The 23,120-nt window shown below is 60.7% G+C and carries 21 protein-coding genes and 1 tRNA gene; 15 read left to right on the plus strand and 7 right to left on the minus strand.

Going from position 1 to position 23,120, the window contains the following annotated elements; all coding sequences use genetic code 11:
- Positions 1-22: 22 nt before the first annotated feature.
- The 7 genes from JZX88_RS09975 (at position 23) to dps (ending at position 6,497) form a co-directional block, all read left to right on the plus strand.
- A complete protein-coding gene (locus JZX88_RS09975) occupies positions 23-1,540 on the plus strand; it encodes a tripartite tricarboxylate transporter permease (RefSeq protein ID WP_065114095.1) in 1,518 nt (505 codons plus the stop codon).
- A 130-nt stretch (positions 1,541-1,670) separates the two neighbouring features.
- On the plus strand, positions 1,671-1,931 hold the full coding sequence (locus JZX88_RS09980) for a hypothetical protein (protein ID WP_065114096.1): 261 nt from the start codon (positions 1,671-1,673) through the stop codon (positions 1,929-1,931).
- A gap of 262 nt (positions 1,932-2,193) precedes the next feature.
- Positions 2,194-3,129, plus strand: a complete 936-nt coding sequence (locus tag JZX88_RS09985) for an ABC transporter substrate-binding protein (protein ID WP_206913430.1) — start codon at positions 2,194-2,196, stop codon at positions 3,127-3,129.
- A gap of 75 nt (positions 3,130-3,204) precedes the next feature.
- Positions 3,205-4,170: an ABC transporter permease gene (locus tag JZX88_RS09990; protein ID WP_206913431.1), complete on the plus strand. Its 966-nt coding sequence runs from the start codon at positions 3,205-3,207 to the stop codon at positions 4,168-4,170.
- Entirely contained in the window at positions 4,163-5,131 is a 969-nt protein-coding gene (locus JZX88_RS09995) for an iron chelate uptake ABC transporter family permease subunit (RefSeq protein ID WP_206913432.1), read from the plus strand. The genes JZX88_RS09990 and JZX88_RS09995 overlap by 8 nt, the downstream gene beginning before the upstream one ends.
- A complete protein-coding gene (locus JZX88_RS10000) occupies positions 5,128-5,886 on the plus strand; it encodes an ABC transporter ATP-binding protein (protein ID WP_206913433.1) in 759 nt (252 codons plus the stop codon). Before JZX88_RS09995 ends, JZX88_RS10000 begins: the two co-directional genes overlap by 4 nt.
- Before the next feature lie 122 nt (positions 5,887-6,008).
- Positions 6,009-6,497, plus strand: a complete 489-nt coding sequence (gene dps, locus JZX88_RS10005) for a DNA starvation/stationary phase protection protein Dps (RefSeq protein WP_065114100.1) — start codon at positions 6,009-6,011, stop codon at positions 6,495-6,497.
- Between the two features lie 68 nt (positions 6,498-6,565).
- Here dps and JZX88_RS10010 read toward each other — a convergent pair whose 3' ends face one another.
- On the minus strand, positions 6,566-6,787 hold the full coding sequence (locus tag JZX88_RS10010; RefSeq protein WP_004443464.1) for a hypothetical protein: 222 nt from the start codon (positions 6,785-6,787) through the stop codon (positions 6,566-6,568).
- A 371-nt stretch (positions 6,788-7,158) separates the two neighbouring features.
- Here JZX88_RS10010 and JZX88_RS10015 point away from each other — a divergent pair.
- Positions 7,159-7,233 (plus strand) — tRNA-Gly (locus JZX88_RS10015).
- A gap of 150 nt (positions 7,234-7,383) precedes the next feature.
- Here the strand turns inward: JZX88_RS10015 and JZX88_RS10020 are convergent.
- Positions 7,384-8,217, minus strand: a complete 834-nt coding sequence (locus JZX88_RS10020; RefSeq protein WP_206913434.1) for an aldo/keto reductase — start codon at positions 8,215-8,217, stop codon at positions 7,384-7,386.
- A 61-nt stretch (positions 8,218-8,278) separates the two neighbouring features.
- A complete protein-coding gene (locus JZX88_RS10025) occupies positions 8,279-9,460 on the minus strand; it encodes an MFS transporter (RefSeq protein ID WP_206913435.1) in 1,182 nt (393 codons plus the stop codon).
- A 192-nt stretch (positions 9,461-9,652) separates the two neighbouring features.
- Between JZX88_RS10025 and JZX88_RS10030 the strand changes: the two genes are divergently transcribed.
- Positions 9,653-10,552 (plus strand): LysR family transcriptional regulator, encoded by a 900-nt coding sequence (locus tag JZX88_RS10030; RefSeq protein WP_110756331.1) that lies wholly within the window; start codon positions 9,653-9,655, stop codon positions 10,550-10,552.
- 9 nt (positions 10,553-10,561) lie between these two features.
- Here the strand turns inward: JZX88_RS10030 and JZX88_RS10035 are convergent, their stop codons facing one another.
- Positions 10,562-11,461 carry a LysR family transcriptional regulator gene (locus JZX88_RS10035; RefSeq protein ID WP_065114104.1) on the minus strand — a complete coding sequence of 300 codons (900 nt, stop codon included), beginning with the start codon at positions 11,459-11,461 and terminating at the stop codon, positions 10,562-10,564.
- Positions 11,462-11,609: 148 nt separating this feature from the next.
- Here JZX88_RS10035 and JZX88_RS10040 point away from each other — a divergent pair, with 148 nt between their 5' ends.
- The 4 genes from JZX88_RS10040 to JZX88_RS10055 all read left to right on the plus strand — a co-directional run bounded on the left by JZX88_RS10040 (position 11,610) and on the right by JZX88_RS10055 (position 17,607).
- Positions 11,610-12,419: an alpha/beta hydrolase fold domain-containing protein gene (locus JZX88_RS10040; RefSeq protein ID WP_065114105.1), complete on the plus strand. Its 810-nt coding sequence runs from the start codon at positions 11,610-11,612 to the stop codon at positions 12,417-12,419.
- 181 nt (positions 12,420-12,600) lie between these two features.
- A complete protein-coding gene (locus JZX88_RS10045; RefSeq protein WP_206913437.1) occupies positions 12,601-13,788 on the plus strand; it encodes an efflux RND transporter periplasmic adaptor subunit in 1,188 nt (395 codons plus the stop codon).
- 130 nt (positions 13,789-13,918) lie between these two features.
- A complete protein-coding gene (locus JZX88_RS10050; protein WP_065114107.1) occupies positions 13,919-17,113 on the plus strand; it encodes an efflux RND transporter permease subunit in 3,195 nt (1,064 codons plus the stop codon).
- Positions 17,114-17,403: 290 nt separating this feature from the next.
- On the plus strand, positions 17,404-17,607 hold the full coding sequence (locus JZX88_RS10055) for a hypothetical protein (protein ID WP_065114108.1): 204 nt from the start codon (positions 17,404-17,406) through the stop codon (positions 17,605-17,607).
- A 49-nt stretch (positions 17,608-17,656) separates the two neighbouring features.
- Here JZX88_RS10055 and JZX88_RS10060 read toward each other — a convergent pair whose 3' ends face one another.
- Together JZX88_RS10060 and JZX88_RS10065 are read right to left on the minus strand one after the other, a co-directional pair.
- Entirely contained in the window at positions 17,657-18,502 is an 846-nt protein-coding gene (locus JZX88_RS10060; protein WP_174034200.1) for an endonuclease/exonuclease/phosphatase family protein, read from the minus strand.
- A gap of 28 nt (positions 18,503-18,530) precedes the next feature.
- A complete protein-coding gene (locus JZX88_RS10065) occupies positions 18,531-19,991 on the minus strand; it encodes a phosphatidylserine/phosphatidylglycerophosphate/cardiolipin synthase family protein (protein WP_206913438.1) in 1,461 nt (486 codons plus the stop codon).
- A 267-nt stretch (positions 19,992-20,258) separates the two neighbouring features.
- Between JZX88_RS10065 and pdxY the strand changes: the two genes are divergently transcribed.
- Together pdxY and JZX88_RS10075 are read left to right on the plus strand one after the other, a co-directional pair.
- Entirely contained in the window at positions 20,259-21,134 is an 876-nt protein-coding gene (gene pdxY / locus JZX88_RS10070) for a pyridoxal kinase PdxY (RefSeq protein WP_065116050.1), read from the plus strand.
- Positions 21,135-21,308: 174 nt separating this feature from the next.
- Positions 21,309-21,950 carry a carbonic anhydrase gene (locus JZX88_RS10075; protein WP_003522624.1) on the plus strand — a complete coding sequence of 214 codons (642 nt, stop codon included), beginning with the start codon at positions 21,309-21,311 and terminating at the stop codon, positions 21,948-21,950.
- 179 nt (positions 21,951-22,129) lie between these two features.
- Here the strand turns inward: JZX88_RS10075 and JZX88_RS10080 are convergent, their stop codons facing one another.
- Positions 22,130-22,945, minus strand: a complete 816-nt coding sequence (locus JZX88_RS10080) for a lytic transglycosylase domain-containing protein (protein WP_065114111.1) — start codon at positions 22,943-22,945, stop codon at positions 22,130-22,132.
- Positions 22,946-23,120 lie beyond the last annotated feature (175 nt).

Here is a 23,120-nt window from a genome sequence, read left to right on the forward strand (position 1 = left end):
CCACTTTGGGGGACATCTGTCCATGAGTACGTTTGAATTCCTGCTGCACGGTCTTGAGGTTGCTGCCCAACCCATGAACCTGCTCTATGCGCTGATCGGCGTCACGCTCGGCACCGCCGTCGGCGTTCTGCCCGGTATCGGCCCGGCGCTGACGGTCGCGCTGCTTCTGCCTGTCACCTACCGGCTCGATCCCGCCGGCTCGCTCATCATGTTCGCGGGCATCTATTATGGCGGCATGTATGGCGGATCGACCACCTCGATCCTGCTCAACACGCCGGGCGAAAGCGCCTCGATCGTCACAGCGCTCGAAGGCAACAAGATGGCCCGCAAGGGCAGAGGCGGCCCGGCGCTTGCCACCGCCGCCATCGGCTCCTTCGTCGCAGGCCTCATCGCCACCATCGCGCTCGCCTTCATCGCGCCCTATATCGTCAAGCTGGCGCTGGTCTTCGGCCCGCGTGAATATTTCGCGCTGATGGTGCTCGCCTTCGTCACCGTTTCCTCCGCTTTCGGGGATTCGGCACTGCGCGGCCTTACCTCGCTGTTCATCGGTTTTGCGCTTGCCATCGTCGGCATCGACCAGCTGACCGGCCAGACCCGCATGAGCTTCGGCGTTCCCGATCTGCTCGACGGTGTGGAAGTGACGACGCTTGCGGTTGCCATGTTCGCCATCGGCGAAACGCTGTTCATCGTCGCCCAGGGCAGCACCGGCCCCGACAAGGTCGAAGCCGTCAAGGGCTCGGTCTGGATGAGCGCGCAGGACTGGGCACGCTCCTGGAAAGCCTGGTTGCGTGGTACGCTGATCGGCTTCCCCATCGGCGCCATGCCGGCGGGCGGTGCTGAAATCGGCACCTTCCTGTCCTATGCCACCGAAAAGAAGCTGACCAAATATCCGGAAGAGTTCGGTCATGGCGCCATCGAAGGCGTCGCCGGTCCGGAAGCCGCCAACAATGCGTCCGCCGCCGGCACGCTGGTGCCGCTGCTCACACTCGGCCTGCCGACCACGGCAACCGCCGCCATCATGCTCGCCGGCTTCCAGCAATATGGCCTGCAGCCCGGCCCGCTGCTGTTCGCCACCAATCCGCAGCTCGTCTGGGGCCTGATCGCCAGCCTGTTCATCGCCAACCTGATGCTGCTGGTGCTCAACCTGCCACTCGTTGGCCTGTGGGTGAAGCTGCTGACCATTCCGAAGCCCTGGCTCTATGCCGGCATCCTGCTGTTTGCGACGCTCGGCACCATCGGCGCCAACCCGTCGGTGTTCGAACTCGGCATGCTGCTCGCCTTCGGTATCCTCGGCTACATCATGCGCATCTTCGGTTATCCGATTGCGCCTGCGGTCGTTGGCCTCATCCTCGGCCCGCTCGCCGAACAGCAGCTGCGCCGCGCACTTGCCATCGGTCAGGGCGACCCGACGGTGCTGTTCACCTCACCGATTGCCGTTGGCCTGTTCATCGTCGCGGCAGCCGCCTTCATCATCCCGCTGATCATGCGCATCCGTGGCCGTGGCGAGGTGCTGACGCAGCTTGCCGCCAACGAGGACTGAGAAACCAGGAACCTCCCAAGGCAACTGGCCCCGCATCCTGCCGGATGCGGGGCTTTTTTATTCACATCAACGGGATATCTGGCGCAGAGGTGACCATGATATAATTCCGGTCCAACCCCAGGAGAAAACCATGCGCAAGATCGCGATCATGATGGTTCTGGCCCTTGCCGGCTGCGCCACCGCCGCTCCCGACGTGGAGCCCATTCCCGGCAGCATCACCTATGGTGGCCAGCCCCGCACCAAACTGACCAAATCCCCCATCGGCAGCACGCTCAGCAATGAATTTGTCATGGGTGACGGGCGGCTGGCGATCGAGACCTACCGGATACAGCCGGACCGCTCCCTGAAGCTGGAGAGACGCGAGATCGTCGGCGACTGGCCGCCCGAGTGAGGCGTGCGGCCAAAGACCGGGTTTGCGACGCGAGTGAAAACGGTGCTTCCGTCATGCTCGGGCTTGTTCCGAGGATGACGTCCGGAGAGATTGCAAACCATGCTCCACCGTCTCCACATTTCCCGCTCACCGCAATTCAGAACCGTTCTAAAACATATTTTTGATTTCCGCCGACCTTGTCAATAAAGCTGATAACGAACATCAAGTTAACCCGACGGAAAGCTTTCCGCCGGTCCAGAACCATATTGCAAGGGACATATTCGTGGCCATCAACTTCACCTTCCCCGTTCGGCTGCTGGCGGCAGCGGCCTTCAGCCTTGGCGCGATGACCGCGGGCGCGCAGGAAATGACGATCAAGCACGCGCAGGGCGAAACCGTGCTGAAAGCGGCACCGAAGAAGGTTCTGGTTCTGGATATTCCCTCGCTCGACAATCTCGATGCGCTGGGCGTCGAGCCGACAGGCGTCGTCGGCTCCAACCTGCCGGCCTATCTGCAGAAATATGCCGACGACAAATATCTGAAGATCGGCACGCTGTTTGAGCCCGATTACGAGGCGATCAATGCGGCTGAAGCCGATCTCGTCATCGTCGGCGGCCGTTCGCGGGCGAAATATCCTGACGTTTCGAAGATCACGCCCGCCATCGACATGTCGATCGATTCCAAGGAATTCATCAACAGCGTCAAAGGCAACATCACCAAGCTCGGCGATATCTTCGGCAAGCAGGAAGAGGCAAGGAAGCTCGACGCCGCCCTCGACGAAAAAGTCGCCAGGCTGAAAGAGATCGCCCCGAATTCCGGCACGGCGATGATCCTCCTGACCAATGCCGGCAAGGTCGGCGTGTATGGCCCGAGCTCGCGCACCGGCTGGCTGCACACCGAAATCGGCTTCAAGCCGGTCGCCGCCGACATTGATGACCGCTTCGACCGCGGCGACGTCGTATCCTTCGAATATCTGGCCGAGGTCAATCCCGAATGGCTGTTCGTGATCGACCGTGACGCCGGCATCGGCCGCGCCACCGACCCCGGCAAGGCCGCCGCGCAGGTGCTGGACAACGAACTGATCCACCAGACCAATGCCTGGAAGAAAAAGCAGATCGTCTATCTCGATCCGCAGGCGGCCTATATCGTCAGCAGCGGTTATACGGCGCTCTCCACCCTGCTCGATCAGGTCTACAAGGCCGTCTCCGAGAAGAAGTAACCCCTGCCAATATCATCAGGGCTCCCGATGGCTTGAGGCCGCCGGGAGCTTTCGCCTTTTCCGGAAACTGCCAACGTGAAGTCCCTTTCACTGATATCAGCCCTTCTTCTGGCCTTGACGCTCGCCATCGTCAGCCTGTTCGTCGGCGTGAGCAACGTTTCGCTCACAACGCTCTTCGCGCCTGATACGAGCGCGGATGCGCTGCGCGTGCTGCTCGTCAGCCGCATTCCGCGCACGCTGGCGCTCATCTTGGCCGGCAGCTCGATGGCGATTGCCGGTCTCATCATGCAGATGCTGGTGCGCAACCGCTTCGTGGAACCTTCGACGGCCGGCACGACCGAATCCGCCGGTCTCGGCCTTCTCGTCGTCACCCTGCTTGCACCCGAAACGCCGATCTTCGGCAAGATGCTGGTGGCAGCCGTTTTCGCGCTCGCCGGCACGGCGCTTTTCCTGCGTATCCTGAGACAGGTGCCGCTGCGCGATGTGCTGCTGGTGCCGTTGATCGGCATCATGCTCGGCGGCGTCATTTCCGCCGTCACCACATTCTTCGCCTATCGTTTCGACCTGCTGCAATCGCTCGGCGCATGGATGACCGGGGATTTTTCCGGCGTGCTGCGCGGCCGTTATGAGTTGCTGTGGGTCGGTTTCATCTTCGCCATTGCCGCCTATCTCGCCGCCGACCGCTTCACCGTGGCCGGCATGGGCCGCGACTTCACCACCAATCTCGGCCTCAACTACCGCCGGGTGATGGCGCTCGGCCTCACCATCGTTTCGCTGGTCAGCGCCGTCGTCGTCGTCACCGTCGGCATGATCCCGTTTCTCGGCCTGATCGTGCCGAATGTCGTCAGCCTGATGATCGGCGACAATATGCGCCGCTCCGTGCCCTGGGTGGCAACGCTTGGCGCGGTCTTCGTGCTTTCCTGCGACATCATCGGCCGAACGGTGCGCGCGCCTTACGAAATACCGATCGGCACCGTGGTCGGCGTCATCGGCAGCGCGCTGTTCCTCTATCTCCTGCTGCGGAAACGCCACCATGCGTGAGAGACATCCCGACCGGCGTGCAAAAACCGTTCTGCTCGTGCTTGCGGCATTGGCATTAATCTCCATGGCCGCCTTCATGACGCTCGGCGCAAAAGGCAGCTGGAGTTTCGTGCTGCCCTTTCGCGGCATCAAGCTTCTGTCGCTCTTGCTGGTGGCCTATGCCATCGCCGTCTCCACGGTGCTGTTCCAGACGGTCACCAACAATCGCATCCTCACCCCTTCGGTGATGGGTTTCGATTCGCTTTACGTGCTGATGCAGACCGGGCTGATCTTCGTCTTCGGCTCGGCAACCGTTGTCATGATCGATCCGCAGCTGAAGTTCATCGTTGAAACCGCGCTGCTCGTCACCTTTTCCGCCCTGCTCTACCGCTGGCTTTTCGTTGGCGCGGAGCGCAGCCTGCATCTTCTCGTACTGGTCGGCATCGTCTTCGGCGTCTTTTTCCGCAGCCTCTCGGGCTTCATGCAGCGCGTGCTCGACCCGAACGAATATACGGTGCTGCAGGACGTGCTCTTCGCCAGCTTCAACTCCATCGATCCCACGCTTCTGACGATCTCGGCGATCATCATCGGTGTCGTGACCATCATCGGGCTGCGCCTCATGCACACGCTCGACGTCCTCTCGCTTGGCCGCGCGACGGCCATCAGCCTCGGCGTCGACTACAAACGCACGGTCACGATCATCCTCGTGCTGGTCTCCGTGCTCGTCGCCGTCTCAACCGCACTCGTCGGCCCGGTCATGTTCTTCGGCCTGCTGGTCGCCGCCCTTGCGCATTATCTCACCGGCAACAGCAAACACGCCTATGTGCTGCCGGCGGCGATCCTGATCGCCGTGATCTGCCTCGTCGGTGGCCAGGTGGTGCTGGAGCGGGTCTTCGCCTTCGATACGGCGCTTTCCATCATCATCGAATTTCTGGGCGGCATCGTCTTTATCGGTCTTATTTTGAAGCGGGGTGCGCGATGATCATCGCCAGTCAGATCAGCAAATCCTATGGCGATACGCTCGTTGTCGACGGCGTCTCCGTCTCCATTCCGGCAGGCGGCGTCACCTCGATCATCGGCCCGAACGGGGCGGGAAAATCGACGCTGCTCTCCATCGTCGCGCGGCTGATGTCCATGGATGCAGGAACCGTGACGGTCGATGGTCTGGATGTGAGCAAGACCGCTTCCGATACGCTGGCAAAACGCCTCTCGATCCTCAGGCAAGACAACCACATCTCCTCGCGCCTGACGGTGCGCGATCTCGTCGGTTTCGGCCGTTACCCCTATTCAAAGGGCCGCCCCACCATGGAAGACAAGGTCCATATCGACCGGGCGCTGGAATATCTCAATCTCGAACCGCTGGCCGGCCGCTTTCTGGACGAGCTTTCCGGCGGCCAGCGCCAGCGCGCCTTCGTGGCCATGGTTCTGTGTCAGGACACGGATTATGTGCTGCTCGACGAGCCGCTCAACAATCTCGACATGAAACATGCCTCCAGCATGATGAAGATCATGCGCAAGGCAGCCGACGAACTGAAGAAGACCGTGGTTCTGGTGTTGCACGACATCAACTTCGCCTCCTGGTATTCCGACACCATCATCGCCATGCGCGAGGGCCGCATCTGCCATCAGGGACCGGCGCAGGAGATCATTCGCCCGGATATCCTCGGGGACATCTACGACATGCCCATCCGCGTCGAGGACATAGACGGCCGGCGCATCTGCCTGTTTTACGAATGACATGATGATTGTGCAGGATTTTCACTGTCGCATTGCCTAACATGGAACAGGGCTACGGCCCCGGACGTTAAACGACGGACTTTTCCAACGCGGCATTCCGTCCGCAACTTCAGGAGACATCGATGAAGACGCACAAGACGAAGAACGACCTGCCTTCCAACGCGAAATCGACCGTGATCGGCATTTTGAACGAATCTCTGGCCTCGGTTATCGATCTCGCGCTCGTCACCAAGCAGGCGCACTGGAACCTGAAGGGCCCGCAATTCATCGCCGTCCACGAACTTCTCGACACGTTTCGCGCCCAGCTCGACAATCACGGCGACACGATTGCCGAACGCGTCGTGCAGCTTGGCGGCACCGCACTCGGCAGCCTGCAGGCCGTCTCCTCGACGACGAAGCTCAAGGCCTACCCAACCGATATCTATAAAATCCACGACCACCTCGACGAATTGATCGAGCGTTATGGCGAGGTGGCGAACATGATCCGCAAGGCGATCGACGATTCCGACGAGGCCGGCGATCCGACAACGGCCGACATCTTCACCGCCGCCTCGCGCGATCTCGACAAGGCGCTGTGGTTCCTCGAAGCGCATGTGCAGGAAAAGAGCTGAGCGGAAATCCGCCCGCCAAACAGCAAAGCGCCCGGATCATCCGGGCGCTTTTTTTTCGTATTCAAGCGTCAGTGGCGCCGCAGAACGGCCAGCCCGATGTCCCGCAGCATCTCATGATCGAGAATGCCGCGCTGGGCGCTGCGGATCAGAACCGCTGCGCACTCGTTGGCAACGTGGCTGCTGCGATCTTGAAGGCACTCGAAACATACGCCATCGAAAATATTCTGCAGATCGGTGATCTGCTCCGGCGACAACTGTGCGCCAACCCGTTCAAAAGCTGCATACGACAAGGCTCATCCTCCTGATGATATGCCAAGTATCGTTTCTTCTTTTCGTGGACATGAAATTTGTACACCCGAACGAATCACTTGTCGAATCAGATTTTAACCAAATGTAAACAGGTAATTTTCTGGCCCTTTGGCAGGCGATTCGCCTTTCGTCGCCACAATAAAGGTCTGCCGAAACAATGCCTTCCGCCACCATGGGGCTTCCTGAGGCCGCAGCGGGCCACCCGTTTCGAATAAAGCCCCAGACAGAAGGATTTCCACCGAAACCGCAAAAGAAACTGTTGCATTCCAAAATCGATTGAGCGATATAGCACCCGTCGCCGAACTTCGGCGGTCCGCAGTCCAGCGAACTACCCCGGACCAGCGGTTTTTGAGCGGGTGTAGCTCAGGGGTAGAGCACAACCTTGCCAAGGTTGGGGTCGAGGGTTCAAATCCCTTCGCCCGCTCCAGTCTTCCAGATCAGACAGATAGATTTTCACCGTCCCGGATGTGAGACGCGTCGTTTTTTGCGGCTGTAGAAATGTGTCGTCGTGCCGAATGTGCGGAGTTTCCCACACAAGAGGAAACCGGGAAGAGCGTTCCCTCCCCGGTCGTCATCATCAGGCAGCCTGATCCCAGACGGGCGCCAGCCCATCCGGCGAAACGATGCGGCCATCCGGTCCGGCGAGCGCACGGATCGCCGCCATTTCATCGGCGGAAAGCTCGAAATCGAAGATGGCGAGATTTTCATCGACACGGGCTTCGCTGACCGTTTTCGAAAGGGCAACAACACCCTGCTGCTGTACCAGCCAGCGCAGAACCACTTGCGCCACCGACTTGCCACGGCCTGCGGCAATCTCCTTCAGAACCGGATCGCCGAACACCTTTCCGTCAGCCATGCCGTAATAACCCGTCACCGACATGCCCGCTTCTCTGGCGGCCGCCATCACCACGTCCTGATCGATATAGGGGTGGTATTCGATCTGGTTCGTGACGATCGGAGCTTTGGAGAGCTTCACCGCCTCGGCCATCAGCGCCGTATTGAAGTTGGAGACGCCGATATGGCGGACCTTGCCCGCTTCCTTCACCGCATTCAGCGCACCGATCTGCTCGGCAAGCGAAACCGCCTCGTTCGGCCAGTGCAGCAGCAGCAGATCGACATAATCGGTCTTCAGCTTTTTCAGGCTCTCATCGACGGAAGCGAGGAAAGCATCATGTTTGTAGTTCTCGACCCAGACCTTGGTGGTGAGGAAGATATCGCCCCGCGCAATGCCGGAGGCGGCGATGGCCTCTCCGACCTCGGCCTCATTGCCGTAAATCTGGGCCGTGTCGATATGGCGAAAACCGGCTTTCAGCGCATGGGGAACGATGCGCAGGACATCCGGGCCGGGAATGCGGAAGGTGCCGAAGCCGAGGGCAGGAATGGAAGCGCCATTTGCGGTAACATCAAACATATGTTTTCTCCTTTGAGATGGCCCGGCCGACTCGGGAGCGGCCGGGAATTTCATGAAAAGTTCAGGCGGTTTTCAGCGTCAGCGCGGCGCGGCGGTCGAGCGCGCTGCTCCAGAGGGTCAAGAGCAGGGCCACGGCGACGAGGATGGCGCCGACCCACGGGGTTGCGGCAAGACCCATCGGCGATTCCACCACCAGACCGCCAAGCCATGCGCCAATGGCGATGCCGAGATTGAAGGCGGCGATGTTGAGCGCCGAGGCGACATCAACGGCACCGGGGCGATGTTCCTTGGCAAGCTGCACCACATAAAGCTGCAGGCCGGGAACATTGGCGAAGGACAGGAAACCGAGCGCGGCAAGCGTGATGAGCGTCAGCACCGGCGAGACAGCCGTGAAGGAAAAGACGAGCAGCACGATGGCCTGCGCCAGGAAGAGGCCGATCAGCGCCTTGACAGGGTTATGGTTGGCGATCTTGCCGCCGCCAATATTGCCGGCCGCGATGGCGATGCCATAGAGCACGAGGATCAGGCTGACGCTCTTTTCCGAAAAGCCGGTCACATCCTGCAGGATCGGCGCAAGGAAGGTGAAGGCGACAAAGGTGCCGCCGTAACCAAGCGCGGTCATGGCAAAGACGATGAGCAGGCGGCCGGAACCAAGAACGCGGACCTGATCGAGCAGGCTGGCAGGCGGCGCCTTCTTGAGCGTGTTTGGCAGAAGGGCGGCAATGCCGAAGAAGGCGATGACGCCAAGCGCGGCAACGGCCCAGAAGGTCGCACGCCAGCCGAAGACCTGGCCGATATAGGTGCCGAGCGGAACGCCGGTGACGATGGCGACCGTCAGCCCCATGAACATCATGGCAATGGCAGAGGCGCGGCGGTTTTCCGGCACGAGATCGGCGGCGATGGTCGCGCCGACCGAGAAGAAGACGCCGTGGGCGAAAGCGGCGATGACGCGGGCGACAAGCAGCATCTCATAGCTGGGTGACAGCGCCGCGGCGCTGTTGCCGATGATGAACAGGGCCATGAGGCCGAGCAGCAGCGGCTTTCTTTCGATCCTGCCGGTCAGCGCCGTCAGGATCGGTGCACCGAAGGTGACGCCCAGCGCGTAGACGCTGACGATAAGGCCGGCGAGCGGCAGGGTAATGTTGAGATCGGTCGCCACCGTCGGCAGAAGGCCGACAATAACGAACTCCGTGGTGCCGATCGCATAGGCCGCGATCGTCAGGGCAAATATGGCCAATGGCATGACGAATACCTCTTCGCCCGTAGCGGGATCGCGGGCGTTCTGGACAGCGGTGCTGTCTGGTTGGATCGTTTGGACAGCGGTGCTGTCCGGTTGGATCAAATCTATGGACCGCAATATGGGCGAAGGGGACTTGCATGATAATCGGCAAAGATGGATAAATACCTTTGAATTAATTTCACAGGTGGTACGGCGATGGACAATCGGGCCGGAGAAATGGAAGTCTTCGTGGCAGCGGCTGAACTCGGCAGTTTTTCGGCTGCCGGGCGCAGGCTCAAGCTTTCACCCTCGGCTGTGAGCAAGCTGGTGACGCGGATAGAAGACCGCCTCGGCACCCGTCTTCTTGCCCGCTCCACGCGTGTGGTGACGCTGACGCCGGAGGGGGAAGTCTACCTTTCCCGCGCAAGACGCATTCTGGCCGACATCGCCGAAACAGAACAGATCGTGGCAAGCGGCGGCAAGGTGGTGCCGCGCGGCCTGCTGCGCGTCAACGCCACTCTGGGCTTCGGCGAACGTTACCTCCTGCCGCTCGCACCGGAATTCCTGTCGCTTTATCCCGAAATAGAGCTGGATATCTCGCTGACCGACGGCGTCATCAGCCTGATCGAGGAACGCACCGATATCGCCATCCGCTCCGGCGCAATGGGAGATTCGTCCTTGAAGGCGAGAAAGCTGAAGGAGGTGCGCCGGATCATCGTCGCCTCCCCCGCCTATATCGAACAGCACGGCATGCCGGAAACACCGCAGGATCTGGCGCAGCACAATTGCTTCAGCTTCAATTTCAGCCGCAGCCTCAATGAATGGCCGTTTCGCGACCCCGGCTCGGCGGAAGTCTATCGCCTTCCCGTCACCGGCAATGTCGCGGTCAACAGCGGCATGGCCATGCGAAGGCTCTGCCTTACGGGGTTAGGGCTCGGAAGGGTCGGCGAGTTTCATATCGAGCCGGATATCGAGGCCGGCCTGCTGGTGCCGGTGCTGGAAGACTATAATGCCGAGGAGATGGAAGTGATCCACGCGGTTTATGCCGGCCATGAACACCTGGCTGCGCGTGTGCGCGCCTTTATCGACTTTGTCGCGGCAAGGGTCGGGCGGTGACTGGCCGCCTCAGACCAGACCGTGCACCAGCTTGGCCAGCCAGTCGACAAAAACGCGCACCTTGTTGGTCACATGCCGGGTCTGCGGATAAACCACATAGATCGGCATCGCTTCGCGCCGCCATTCGGAAAGCACCGGCACCAGTTCACCTCGCGAAAGCGCGTCCTTCACCATGAAGACGGGAAGCTGCACGATGCCCATGCCGGCCAGCGCGGCATTGAGATAGGTGCGGCTGTCATTGACCGAGACGACATAATTCGGGGTCAGTTCGACGCTGCGCACGCCATTGTCGAAGGAAGCCGGCATGATCTGGCCGGTGGTGGCATTGAGATAACCCACCGAATAATGATCCGTCTCCAGATCCTCCGGCACGCGCGGCATGCCGAAGTTTTCGATGTAGGATGGCGAGGCGAATGTCTCGAACCGGAGTTCGCCCACTTTACGGGCAATCAGCGACTGATCGCGCAGCACGCCAACCCGGAGCGCACAGTCGACATTCTCGGCAATATAGTCGACCAGCCGGTCGCCGACGCCGAGATCGAGACGGATTTGCGGATAACGCTGGTAAAATTCGCAAAGATGTGGGATAACCACCAGATCCGCAAAGACACCCGCCATTTCCACACGCAATCGACCGGATGGCTGCACCTGCGCGCTGGACATACTGCCATCAAGTTCTTCGATTTCCGACAAAATCTGTGAGGCCCGCTCGTAATAGAGAGCGCCGTCTGTCGTCAGCATCACCCGCCGCGTGGTGCGGTTGAGAAGCGTGGTCTGCAGATGCGCCTCCAGCGCCTGCACCATATTGGTAACAGTAGTTTTGGGCATGTTCAGCGCGGTGGCGGCGCGGCTGAAATTGCCGGTCTCGACGACGCGCGTGAAAACCCGCATGGCGGAAAGCTGATCCATTGGTTGCCTCAGGAGGAATGATTATCCCTGATTTCGGAATAGTGTATTCAATTTGACGTACTTGATCGTTTCGATCCGAACAATAATATGCATTTCAGATTTTGCAATATGATCCGCCTATTGGTGGCGGCGCAAAGGATCTGGATTCATGAAGGCGCATTGGGAAAACATGGGCAGCAGCGAGGCGTCCGCGCCGAAGCTATCCGTGCGCCGTTATGAGGGGCCGTGCCCGTGCAGCCATCCGCCGGTCGTGCTTTATCTGCGCGGCGGCTCGTTTCTGGAACCCGGCGTCGAACCGGGCGGCAATTGCCCCGAACTACCGGTGGCGCGGGCGCTGGCGGAAAGCGGTGCCATCGTCGTCGAGGCCGATTACAGCAGGCCGTCCGGCAACGAATTCCCGATGGTGATCGACTGTGCTTTCGAAGCGCTCGATCACCTGAGCAGGGACCTCAAGCATTACGGCAGCGCGAAATCGCTGCTGTTCGTGGCCGGCGAAGAGGCTGGCGGCAATGTGGCGGCGGGGCTTGCGTTAAAGGCCCGTGACCGCATGCCGGGCAAGCTCGCAGGCCAGATTCTTCTGTCGCCCATGATCGATCCGATGATGACGACGGAATCCTTTCGCGACGCGGACAGGATCGGCATGCGTGAGCGCTGGGCGGATGGCTGGAGCCATTATCTCGCCAAGGCCTGTGGGTTCTTCCACCCCTATGCCGCGCCCTGCCAGTGTACGCGGCTGAACCGGGTGGCGCCGGCGCTGATCTTTACCGCCGAGGACGACCCTCTGCGCGACGAAACGGTCGGTTATGCCGACAGGCTCATCGCCTCCGGTGTCAGCGTCCGGCAGCATGTTTTCCCCGCCGGCGCCGGCTGGACGGGGCTTTATCAAGGAGAGGGCGGCGGATGGGTCTCATCCGTCTGTTCGGAGTTCAGGACCTTCGTTGACCAGTTGAAACACTGAATACCGCATCGAGAGCATTTCCAGGAAAAGTGGCCACCGGTTTTCCGTCCGGAAATGCGGCAGAACTAAAGAGTTTGAGCATGTCCAGTAAAAGTGCGTAGCGGTTTTACGCACCGGTCATGCGACGAAACAAAGAGATAGAGAAACTGACCGGCTCGTGATCCGAGCCAAGGAGATACCCATGACGCTGAACACAAAGCGCCGGGCCCTGACGGGCGCCGGTATCGGGCTTGCTATGTCCGTTGCAGCCGCAGCACTGTTTTTCAACCTGCCCACCAGCCGTGACGCGACGGCGGCTTCCACGCCCGCCGAAACGCCCGCAATCCCGGTCACCGTCGCCAAGGTGGAAAGCCGCGACGTCATGCGCTGGGAAGAATTTTCCGGCCGTCTCGAAGCCGTTGACCGGGTGCAGATCCGCTCCCGCGTCGCCGGCCAGATCAAGGCCGTGCATTTCCGCGAAGGCGCGCTGGTGAAGGAAGGCGACCCCCTCTTCACCATCGACCCCGCCCCCTATCAGGCCGCCGTTGCCGGCGCTGAAGGCCAGGTCGCTTCCGCTGAAGCCAAGGTCAGCCTTGCCAAAACGGAACTCGACCGTGGCCGCCGGCTTTCCGACAATCGCACCATCTCCCAGAGCGATCTCGACCAGCGTCAAAGCTCGTTTGCGGATGCCGAAGCCCAGCTTCGCGCCGCCCGCGCCGCACTGACCACGGCCCAGCTCGATCTTGGTTACACCGAAATCCTCGCCCCGGTTTCCGGTCGTGTCGGCCGCATCGAAATCACCGCCGGCAACCTCGTCGCCGCCGGCTCCACATCGCCGGCGCTGACGACACTGGTATCGGTCAACCCGATCTATGCCAGCTTCAATGCCAGCGAAGGCGTGGTGGCCAAGGCCCTTGCCGAACTGCCGCAGACGGACGGCGCCCTGCCGGCTCTCGAACAGATCCCGGTGGAAATCGGCACGCTTTCGGATGAAGGCACACCGATCAAGGGCACGCTGCACCTGATCGACAACCAGGTGGATTCGGCAAGCGGCACCATCGGTGTCCGCGCCGTCTTCGAAAATCCGGATGGCAGGCTCATTCCCGGTCAGTTCGTGCGGGTGCGCATGGGCGAACCGAAGCCGGAAAACCGCATCGTCATCAGCGACCGCGCCATCGGCACGGATCAGGACAAGCGCTTCGTCTTCGTGGTCGATGCCGAAAACAAGGTAAGCTACCGCCAGGTCAAGCCCGGTGCACCGGCTGATGGCCAGCGCATCATCGAAAGCGGCCTTGCCGCCGGTGATACGATCGTCGTCAACGGCCTGCAGCGCATTCGCCCCGGCGCCACCATCGCACCGCAGGCGGAAGACAAGGTTGCCTCGCAGTAACCCGCCTCTTTGATCAGTAAGCGTCCCGCCTCCCGCGAGACGCCCCTTCAGACAGAACCGGCCTTCACCGGCGGCAGGATTGCCGCCGGAACGGCCTTCGCATTCCCAAAGACCCGGAGAGGGACTGGATATGAATATTTCCAGATTTTTTGTCGACCGGCCGGTATTCGCTGCCGTGCTTTCGGTCCTGATTGTGGTGGCAGGCCTTCTCGGCATGCGCGCCCTGCCGATTTCGGAATATCCCGAAGTCGTTCCGCCATCCGTCGTCGTGCGCGCCACCTATCCCGGTGCGAACCCGACCGTTATCGCTGAAACCGTCGCGACACCGCTGGAAGAACAGATCAACGGCGTCGAGGACATGCTCTACATGGGCAGCCAGGCGACGTCTGACGGCGTACTGACGCTGACCGTCACCTTCAAGCTCGGCACCGACCCTGATAAGGCGCAGCAGCTGGTGCAGAACCGCGTGTCGCAGGCCGAACCACGCCTGCCGGCGGAAGTCCGCGCGCTCGGCATCACGACAGTCAAAAGCTCGCCCGACTTCATCATGGTCGTCAACCTCGTCTCGAAGACCGACGCCTATGACATCACCTATCTGCGTAACTACGCGACGCTGAACGTCAAGGATCGCCTTGCCCGCATCGAAGGTGTTGGCCAGGTGCAGGTCTTCGGCGCCGGTGACTATTCCATGCGCGTCTGGCTCGATCCGCAGAAGGTGGCCGAGCATGATCTGGCCGCAAGCGACGTTTCCGACGCCATCCGCCAGCAGAACGTGCAGGCCGCAGCCGGCGTCATCGGCGCTTCACCAAGCCCTAATGGTGTTGACCTGCAGCTCAACGTCAATGCGCAGGGCCGTCTGACGACGCCGGAGGAATTCGGCAACATCATCGTCAAGAGCGGCGCGAATGGTGAAATCACCCGCCTGCGTGATGTCGCCCGCATTGAACTGGGTGCGGCCGACTACACGCTGCGTTCGCTGCTCGACGGCGAACCCGCCGTGGCTGTCGCCGTGCTTCAGGCCCCCGGCTCCAACGCCATCGAAATCGCCGACAATGTCCGCGCCACGATGGACAATCTGCAGCTGGCAATGCCTGATGGTGTGAAATACGAGATCGTCTACGATACGACGAAATTCGTGCGCTCCTCCATCGAAAAGGTCGTTGATACACTCCTCGAGGCCGTTGGCCTCGTGGTGCTTGTCGTCATTCTCTTTCTCCAGACTTGGCGCGCCTCGATCATTCCGCTGATCGCCGTTCCGGTCTCGATCATCGGCACCTTCGCCGTCATGTATGCCTTCGGATTCTCCATCAACGCGTTGACGCTGTTCGGGCTCGTGCTCGCCATCGGCATCGTGGTGGATGACGCGATCGTGGTCGTCGAAAACGTCGAGCGAAACATCGAAAACGGGCTCTCGCCGCGTGACGCCACCTACAAGGCGATGCGCGAAGTGTCCGGGCCGATCATCGCGATTGCGCTGGTTCTGGTCGCGGTCTTCGTGCCCCTCGCCTTCATCTCGGGCCTGTCCGGTCAATTCTACCGGCAGTTCGCGCTGACCATCGCCATCTCCACCGTCATTTCGGCAATCAACTCGCTAACGCTGTCTCCCGCGCTTTCGGCCCTGCTGCTGAAGGAACACGGTGCGCCGAAAGACTGGCTGACCCGTTTCATGGACCGGGCATTCGGCTGGTTCTTCCGCGGCTTTAACCGCGCCTTCGGCGCCGCCTCCAACGGCTACGGCAAGACCGTGGGCGGGCTGGTGACACGCAAGAGCCTGGTGATGCTGGTCTATATGGCGCTGGTCGCCGCCACCTACAGCATGTTCACGACAGTGCCGAGCGGCTTCGTGCCGGCGCAGGACAAGCAGTACCTGATCGGTTTTGCCCAGCTGCCGGATGGTGCAACGCTTGACCGCACGGAAAGCGTCATCAAGCGGATGAGCGATATCGCCATGGAACAGCCGGGCGTCAGCCACGCCATCGCCTTCCCCGGCCTGTCGATCAACGGCTTCACCATCGGCTCCAATTCCGGCATCGTCTTTGCGGTTCTCGACGACTTCGAAAAGCGCAAGACACCGGAACTGTCCGGCGGCGCCATCGCCATGCAGCTGAACCAGAAATATGCCGGCATTCAGGATGCCTTCATCGCTATGTTCCCGCCGCCGCCGGTCAACGGTCTCGGCCAGACGGGCGGCTTCAAGCTGCAGATCGAGGATCGCGCCGGCTACGGTTACCAGACGCTCGACGAGGCGGCGAAAGCCGTGATCGCCAAGGCCTATCAGACGCCGGAGCTGGCGGGTATCTTCTCCAGCTACCAGATTAACGTGCCGCAGCTCTTCGCCGATCTCGACCGCGCCAAGGCCGAACAGCTTGGCGTCTCCGTCAGCGACGTCTTCCAGACGCTGCAGATCTATCTCGGCTCGCTGTATGTCAACGACTTCAACGCCTTCGGACGCACATACAGCGTGCGCGTTCAGGCCGATGCGCAATTCCGCGCCCATGCGGAAGACATCGGCCGCCTGAAGGTTCGTTCGGCAACGGGTCAGATGATCCCGCTTTCGACACTGCTGAAGGTGAATGCGACGACGGGACCGGAACGCACCAACCGTTATAACGGCTTCCTTGCGGCCGATATCAACGGCGGACCGGCACCGGGCTTCTCCTCGGGACAGGCACAGGCGGCGATTGAAAAAATCCTCGCTGAAACCCTGCCCGCGGGCATCGACTACGAATGGACGGACCTGACCTACCAGCAGATCCTGGCCGGCAATTCCAGCATCGTGGTCTTCCCCCTGGCGCTGCTGCTCGTCTATCTCGTGCTCGCCGCGCAATATGAAAGCCTCACCTTGCCGATCGCAATCATCCTGATCGTCCCGCTCGGTGTGCTCGCGGCCCTCACCGGCGTCTGGCTGACAGGAGGGGACAACAACATCTTTACGCAGATCGGCCTTGTCGTCCTTGTCGGCCTCTCGGCGAAGAACGCGATCCTGATCGTGGAATTCGCCCGGGAACTGGAATTTGAAGGACGAACGCCGCTTCAGGCGGCCATCGAGGCAAGCCGGCTTCGCCTTCGCCCGATCCTGATGACCTCGCTCGCCTTCATCATGGGCGTGGTGCCGCTGGTCATCTCCACCGGTGCGGGTGCTGAAATGCGCGCCGCCATGGGTGTGGCGGTGTTCTCCGGCATGATCGGCGTGACCTTCTTCGGCATCTTCATGACACCGGTCTTCTACGTGCTGGTGCGCAAGCTGGCGGGCAACCGCCCGCTCATCCAGCACAAGCAGGAAGAACCGGCCAATTCGGACTACAAGCTCGAAAAGGCCGGCTGAAGCCCTACTCCCATCCACCGCAACCTTCGACGCAAGGCCGCCGCGCATCATCAGATGCGCGGCGTTTTTCATGGGCGGAAACATCCATGCGAGCCTCCTGAAATGGAATCAGTTTCAAATGCTTAGGCGGCAAACATGCCTATATTGCTGTACGTACAATCTACCAAAAAGAAATATATCCATCTCAGCAGACAAGGCAGAAAAGAAACAATGCTATTTTATGCTTTGTATTTTGTGGTAATTTTAAAGAACAGGGTGATTCGGACTAAATGATTTAGTTCAGGGGCGACATGATGGAGCAGGACGACGAAAGCTGGGCAACCACCGTTGCCTATTCGATAGTGATGCATGAGGGTCTTGATCTCGCGCTTTCCGCGCAGAATCTGGACAGGGGCAAGACCAGAAACAATCGAGAGCGGCTGATGGAAGCCATTCGCACGTCTTTGCTCGAGGCCCGCTCACGCAGCCACCTGACGGCGGCGCAACGGCTTTAATCCGGCCCCGCCAGTGCTGGCGCTTGCCGCACACCAGACCCCGGCGAAATCAGGCCTGAAGCAGGTCGGTCCGGACCGCGGCTTTCAGCGGCAGGTGATCGGAAGCGACGCGCGCCAGCGCGCTGTCATGCGCCTCCACCTGCTCGACCAGACCTTCCCGATTGGCGATGATCCTGTCGAGCGCCAGCACCGGCAGGTTGGAGGGAAAACTCGGCACCGCCGGCGGCAATGCGCCGAAAGCGTCCCGAAACGTGTTGAGCGACGAACCGTTGCCGAGGCGCCATTCGTTCAGGTCTCCCATGAGGACGGTCGCGCATTCGTTGCGCGCTTCCAGCAGCCCGATCAGCGCCTTCGCCTGCTGGGCGCGGGAATGCCGCAGCAGGCCGAAATGGGCGGCGATGACCCGCAGCGTGCCACCGCTTTTCAGATCCAGCTCCACGACAAGCGCACCGCGCGGCTCCAGCCCCGGCAGTTTCAGCGTATGCACGTCCCTGACGGCGCCTTCCCTGAACAGCACGACATTGCCATGCCAGCCATGCGCCTTCACCCCTGCCTGCACCGGAACGGGAATGAGGCCGCTTTCCCGCTCCAGCCGGGCAAGATCGAGCAGGCCGGTTCGCTCGCCAAAACGGCTGTCCGCCTCCTGAAGGGCAATGATATCAGCGCCGATTTCCTGAATGACGCGGCTGGTGCGATCAGGGTCGAACTTACGGTCGCGGCCGACACATTTATGCACATTGTAAGAAGCGATGACGGGGAAGGAATGGTCTTTCGCCGCCGGCATCGCGCTCTGCCGCTGGCGGCGGTCGCGCAGCGACTGCATGACAAAGGCGGGCAAACTGCTATTTGCCGCCAGGGCCGTTTTTTCGCTGTTCAGCAAACCGTTTTTCTTCACGCGTCAATGTCTCCGCACATCCAAGGCTCTAAAGATAGGGCGAAGCGAGCCACAGGACACGCTCCACGAAACGAACAACGAATGGGCGCGCATTCAGTTCGCTGAGCCGCACCGGCAAAGCGGTTGCACGCGCATCCCGGATGCGCTCCCCGATCACCCCGGCAAACACCTCATCCATAACTTCGAGATCGATCTCGAAGTTCAGTCGCAGCGAGCGTGGATCGAGATTGGAAGAACCGATATAGGTCCAGCGCTCGTCGATCACCAGAAGCTTGGAATGATTGAAAGCCCCCGTCGCCCGCCAGATGCGGCAATAATTCTTCAGCATCTGGTCGAACTGCGCCGTCATCGCCCTGTCCACAAGCACCAGATTGTTGCTTTGCGGCACGATGATATCCACCACAACACCCCGCCTCGCTGCGGTAATCAGCGCCGAAATAAGCTCCCGATCGGGGAGAAAATAGGGCGACATGATAAGAATGGAGGAGCGCGCCACCGAAAAGGCGCCCATCAGCATCTTGTGACTGGTCTCGATGCTCTTGTCCGGCCCTGAGGAGGAGACGCGTGCGACGATCTGCGAACCCGGCACGCCGTCGGGAATGGCGATATCCCAGACCGGGGCATCCAGAAGCTCTTTCGTGGTGAAGCGCCAGTCCTCCGCCGCGATGGAGAAAAAATCCGACACCACCGGCCCGGTGATCCTGAAATGCGTGTCGTGCGACTGCTTCTCGCCGCCGAATTCCACGGTGAAGCCCTCGCGGATATTCATGCCGCCGCTAAACGCGATGCGCCCGTCCACCACGAGGATCTTGCGGTGGGTGCGCAGATTGGCATAGGGCAGCCGCAACCCCATGATGACATTGCCGTTGAAGACATCGGCGATGATGCCCTTTTCCCTGAGCGTCGGTAGGATGCTCGGCACGGAATAACGCGCACCCACGGCATCGATGAGCACCCTGACTTCCACACCTCGCAATTTTGCCCGCGCGAGCGCGTCGACGAAGCGGGCGCCGATCCTGTCATTGTCGAAAATATATGTTTCGAGAATGATCGACCGCTTCGCTTCGCCGATCGCCTCCAGCATGGCGGCATAAGCGACATCACCCGTCACCAGCGGCTCGATGGTGTTGCCTGTTGTCAGCGCGTGGCGCGTCACCCGGTCACCCAGCGTCTTCATTGCCTCGAAACGACGGCCGAACCGGGTGGCGACCAGTTCCCCGTCCGCATCGAAACGCGCCACGCGGTCCATGATCTCGTCCTGCATGAAAGACCGCTGCTGCGTGATATTCGACCGGCGAATGCGGTTGATGCCGGCAATGGCATAGATGACCGCGCCGACGATCGGCGACAGCACGATGACGCCGACCCAGCCGAGTGCGGAGCGGACCTCCTCCTTCGTCATCGTGGCATGTACGGCCGCCACGGTTCCCATCAAAATGGAAAGAACGGCAAGGATATGAGGCCAATAGGCGATGACGAGATCGAGCATATTACAACTATAGGGCATCGGACCGAAAAGTGTAACGCGCTTTTGCGAGAACCCAGTGCGCCAATAAAAGGCACCTCGCCCATCGCGCAAGGACAGGAAGGCAACCCGGCAGGCAGGAACGCCCAGCCCCGCCCATCCTTTTGCGGGACAGACCCTTGCGGGATTAACGGTGGAAACCGGCCTTGCGATATGTCATGAGAGCGCATCTTGATCTCTAGGCAGGGGCGCTTGCGCGCTTCTGCGACATTTGAAAGCAAGAAGGCCGTGATGCAGGAAAATACACAGGGCGCTGTCATCGTCATTTCCAGCCACGTCATGCGTGGTTCGGTCGGTAACCGGGCGGCAGTCTTTGCGCTGGAGACACTCGGTTATCCCGTCTGGGCGGTACCCACCATCGTCATGCCCTGGCATCCCGGCCATGGCCCGTCCACGCGGATGCGCTTTCAGGACGACGACTTCGACAAGGCCATGACCGACCTTGAAAACGCCAAATGGGTCGGCGAGGTCAAGGCTGTTCTGACCGGTTATTTCGGAAGCGCGGCGCAGGTTCGCTCCGTCGCAAGGCTGATCCGCAACCTCAGGGAAAAGAACCCGGGGCTGATTTATGCCTGTGACCCGGTCATGGGCGATCTGGGCGGGCTTTACATTCCCCTTGAGACCGCCGAAGCCATCCGCGACCACCTCATCCCGCTTGCGACCGTCGCGACACCGAACCGTTATGAACTGGCCTGGATGAGCGGCGCCGAGCTTGAAACCAACAACGCCATCATGGATGCGGCGCTCGCACTCGGCCCGCCGAAAATGCTGGTCACCTCGGCCGTGCCGATGATGACGGGCGGCACCGGCAATCTCTACCTCAGCGGCCGCCACGCACTGCTTGCCGAACACCGTGCCATCGAGAATGCGCCGAACGGCCTTGGCGACCTGATGTCGGCGCTGTTCCTCGCCCGCCTGCTGGAAGGCATGGACGACGAAAAGGCACTGCAACTGGCAACCGCCAGCGTTTTCGAAATTCTGGCGCGCACGAAAAAACGCGACATGAACGAACTGACGCTGGAGACCGACTCTTCAAGCCTCTCCACACCCATGGCCATGGTGCAGATGCGTCATCTCTTGCATCCTTCACGCAGCAAGCGCAAATAGCGGCTAAAGCATTTCCAGGAAAAGTGGCCCTCGGCTTTCCGTCCGGAAATGCGGCAACAGGAAGTTGGAGCGGTTTCGCGGTTCGAAGGAAAGCGAAAATGCTCTAAAGGATTGGTCTTCAACGCGCCAGGTTCGCCCCGTGATCTTGGTCCAAGCATAACGGTACTGCGATAGATGAAAGATTTTCCGGAAACCCTTCTCAACGGCTACAAGAACTTCATGAGCGGCCGCTATGTCGACGAACGCGAAAGATATCGCGTTCTGGCCGACACCGGACAGAAACCGCAGACCCTGTTCATTGCCTGTTGTGACTCCCGTTCGGCGCCGGAAACCATTTTCGACTGCGGACCGGGAGAGCTTTTCGTTGTCCGCAACGTCGCCAACATGGTGCCGCCCTTCGAGCCTGACGGCCAGTACCACGCCACCTCGGCAGCCATCGAATATGCCGTGCAGGTCTTGAAGGTGAAGGACATCGTCGTCATGGGCCACGGCCGCTGCGGCGGCATTCAGGCGGCGCTCGATCCCAATCTCGAGCCGCTGTCTCCCGGCGATTTCATCGGCAAGTGGATGAACATGGTCAAGTCGGCGGCCGAACAGATCCAGAGCAATGACGTGATGACCGCTTCCGAACGGCAGACGGCGCTGGAACGCGTCTCCATCCGCACCTCCATCGCCAACCTGCGCGGCTTCCCCTTCGTCAAGGCACAGGAAACCGCCGGCAAGGTGAAGCTGCACGGCGCCTGGTTCGATATCTCGACCGGCGAATTGTGGGTGATGGACGGCAAAACGGGCGACTTCCGCCGCCCGGATCTGTGATTGAGACGCGTAGTCGCCGCCAATGACATTCAGCTTCGTCACCCCGGACTTGATCCGGGGTCCAGTGCGATCAAGTCCTTGATCGCGTAGGACTCTTTCACGGCGCAGACGCGCCATGGCTGGATGCCGGATCCAGTCCGGCATGACGAAAGTGGGCCTTTAGTCCTTGGAAAGCGACCTCATTGGCCGTCGATCGCCTTGCCGATGAAGGCAATGGCCTGCTGGTAAACGCTTGCGGCGTTCCAGCCCTGAATGGCGGCGTAATTTGCCTGTCCCTGCTGGTAACCCGCACCGCGCTGCCAGCCATGGCCGACAAGGAAGTTCGCCGTGGAGGCTAGCGCATCGGCGCGCGAGCCGACGAGATCGATGCGGCCATCGCGGTCGAAATCCACGCCATAACGCACGACATTGAGCGGCAGGAACTGCGTCTGGCCGATTTCACCATGGGCCGCACCCTTGGCGTTGACATTGAGCGAACCGCTGCCGACGAGCTTCAGCGCCGCATAAAGCTGCTCGGTGAAATAATCCGACCGGCGGCAGTCGAAGGAGAGCGTCGCAACGGCGGAAAGCGTATGCTGGTTGCCCATGAAGCCGCCGAAGCCGGTTTCCATGCCCCAGATGGCGAGCAGCGGGCCGGCCGGAACGCCGTAAGCTCTCTCGATCGAAGCGAAGAGAGCGGCATTGTTCTTCTTCATGGTCTTGCCGCGCGAGATGATCGTCTGACCGCCGCGCTTCTGCATGAACTGTTCGAAGGACAGCTTGAAACTGTGCTGGCCGCGATCGGCGCGGATCGTCGCCTGGTTGTAGGAGACCCCGGAGAAAGCACGGTCGAGCACCGAAGCGCTGACACCGCGGCCCGCCGCTTCCTTCTTGAAAGCGCCGACCCAGGCATCGAAACCTGCCGAAGTGTTGCCGCATTGCGCAGCCATAACCGGCGTCGCTGCCAGAACCGAGACCATGGCCACACCAGCCAGAATTGCCTTCATTGCCCGCATCAAAATCTGCCTTCGATATCCTTTGGGGAATTCATCCCGAGAACCAAACCATCGCTGCTGTATGATTCAGGTGCCAAATTGCCTTTTGGCGGCCTAAATTGCCTTTCGGCAGCAAGGCCTGCAAATAAACTGGCTGTGATCATCGCCAATCGAAAAACCCGCCTGCCCCACACAG

It is taken from the genome of Agrobacterium sp. OT33 (assembly GCF_017313365.1).
Lineage (GTDB): Bacteria > Pseudomonadota > Alphaproteobacteria > Rhizobiales > Rhizobiaceae > Agrobacterium > Agrobacterium rhizogenes_A.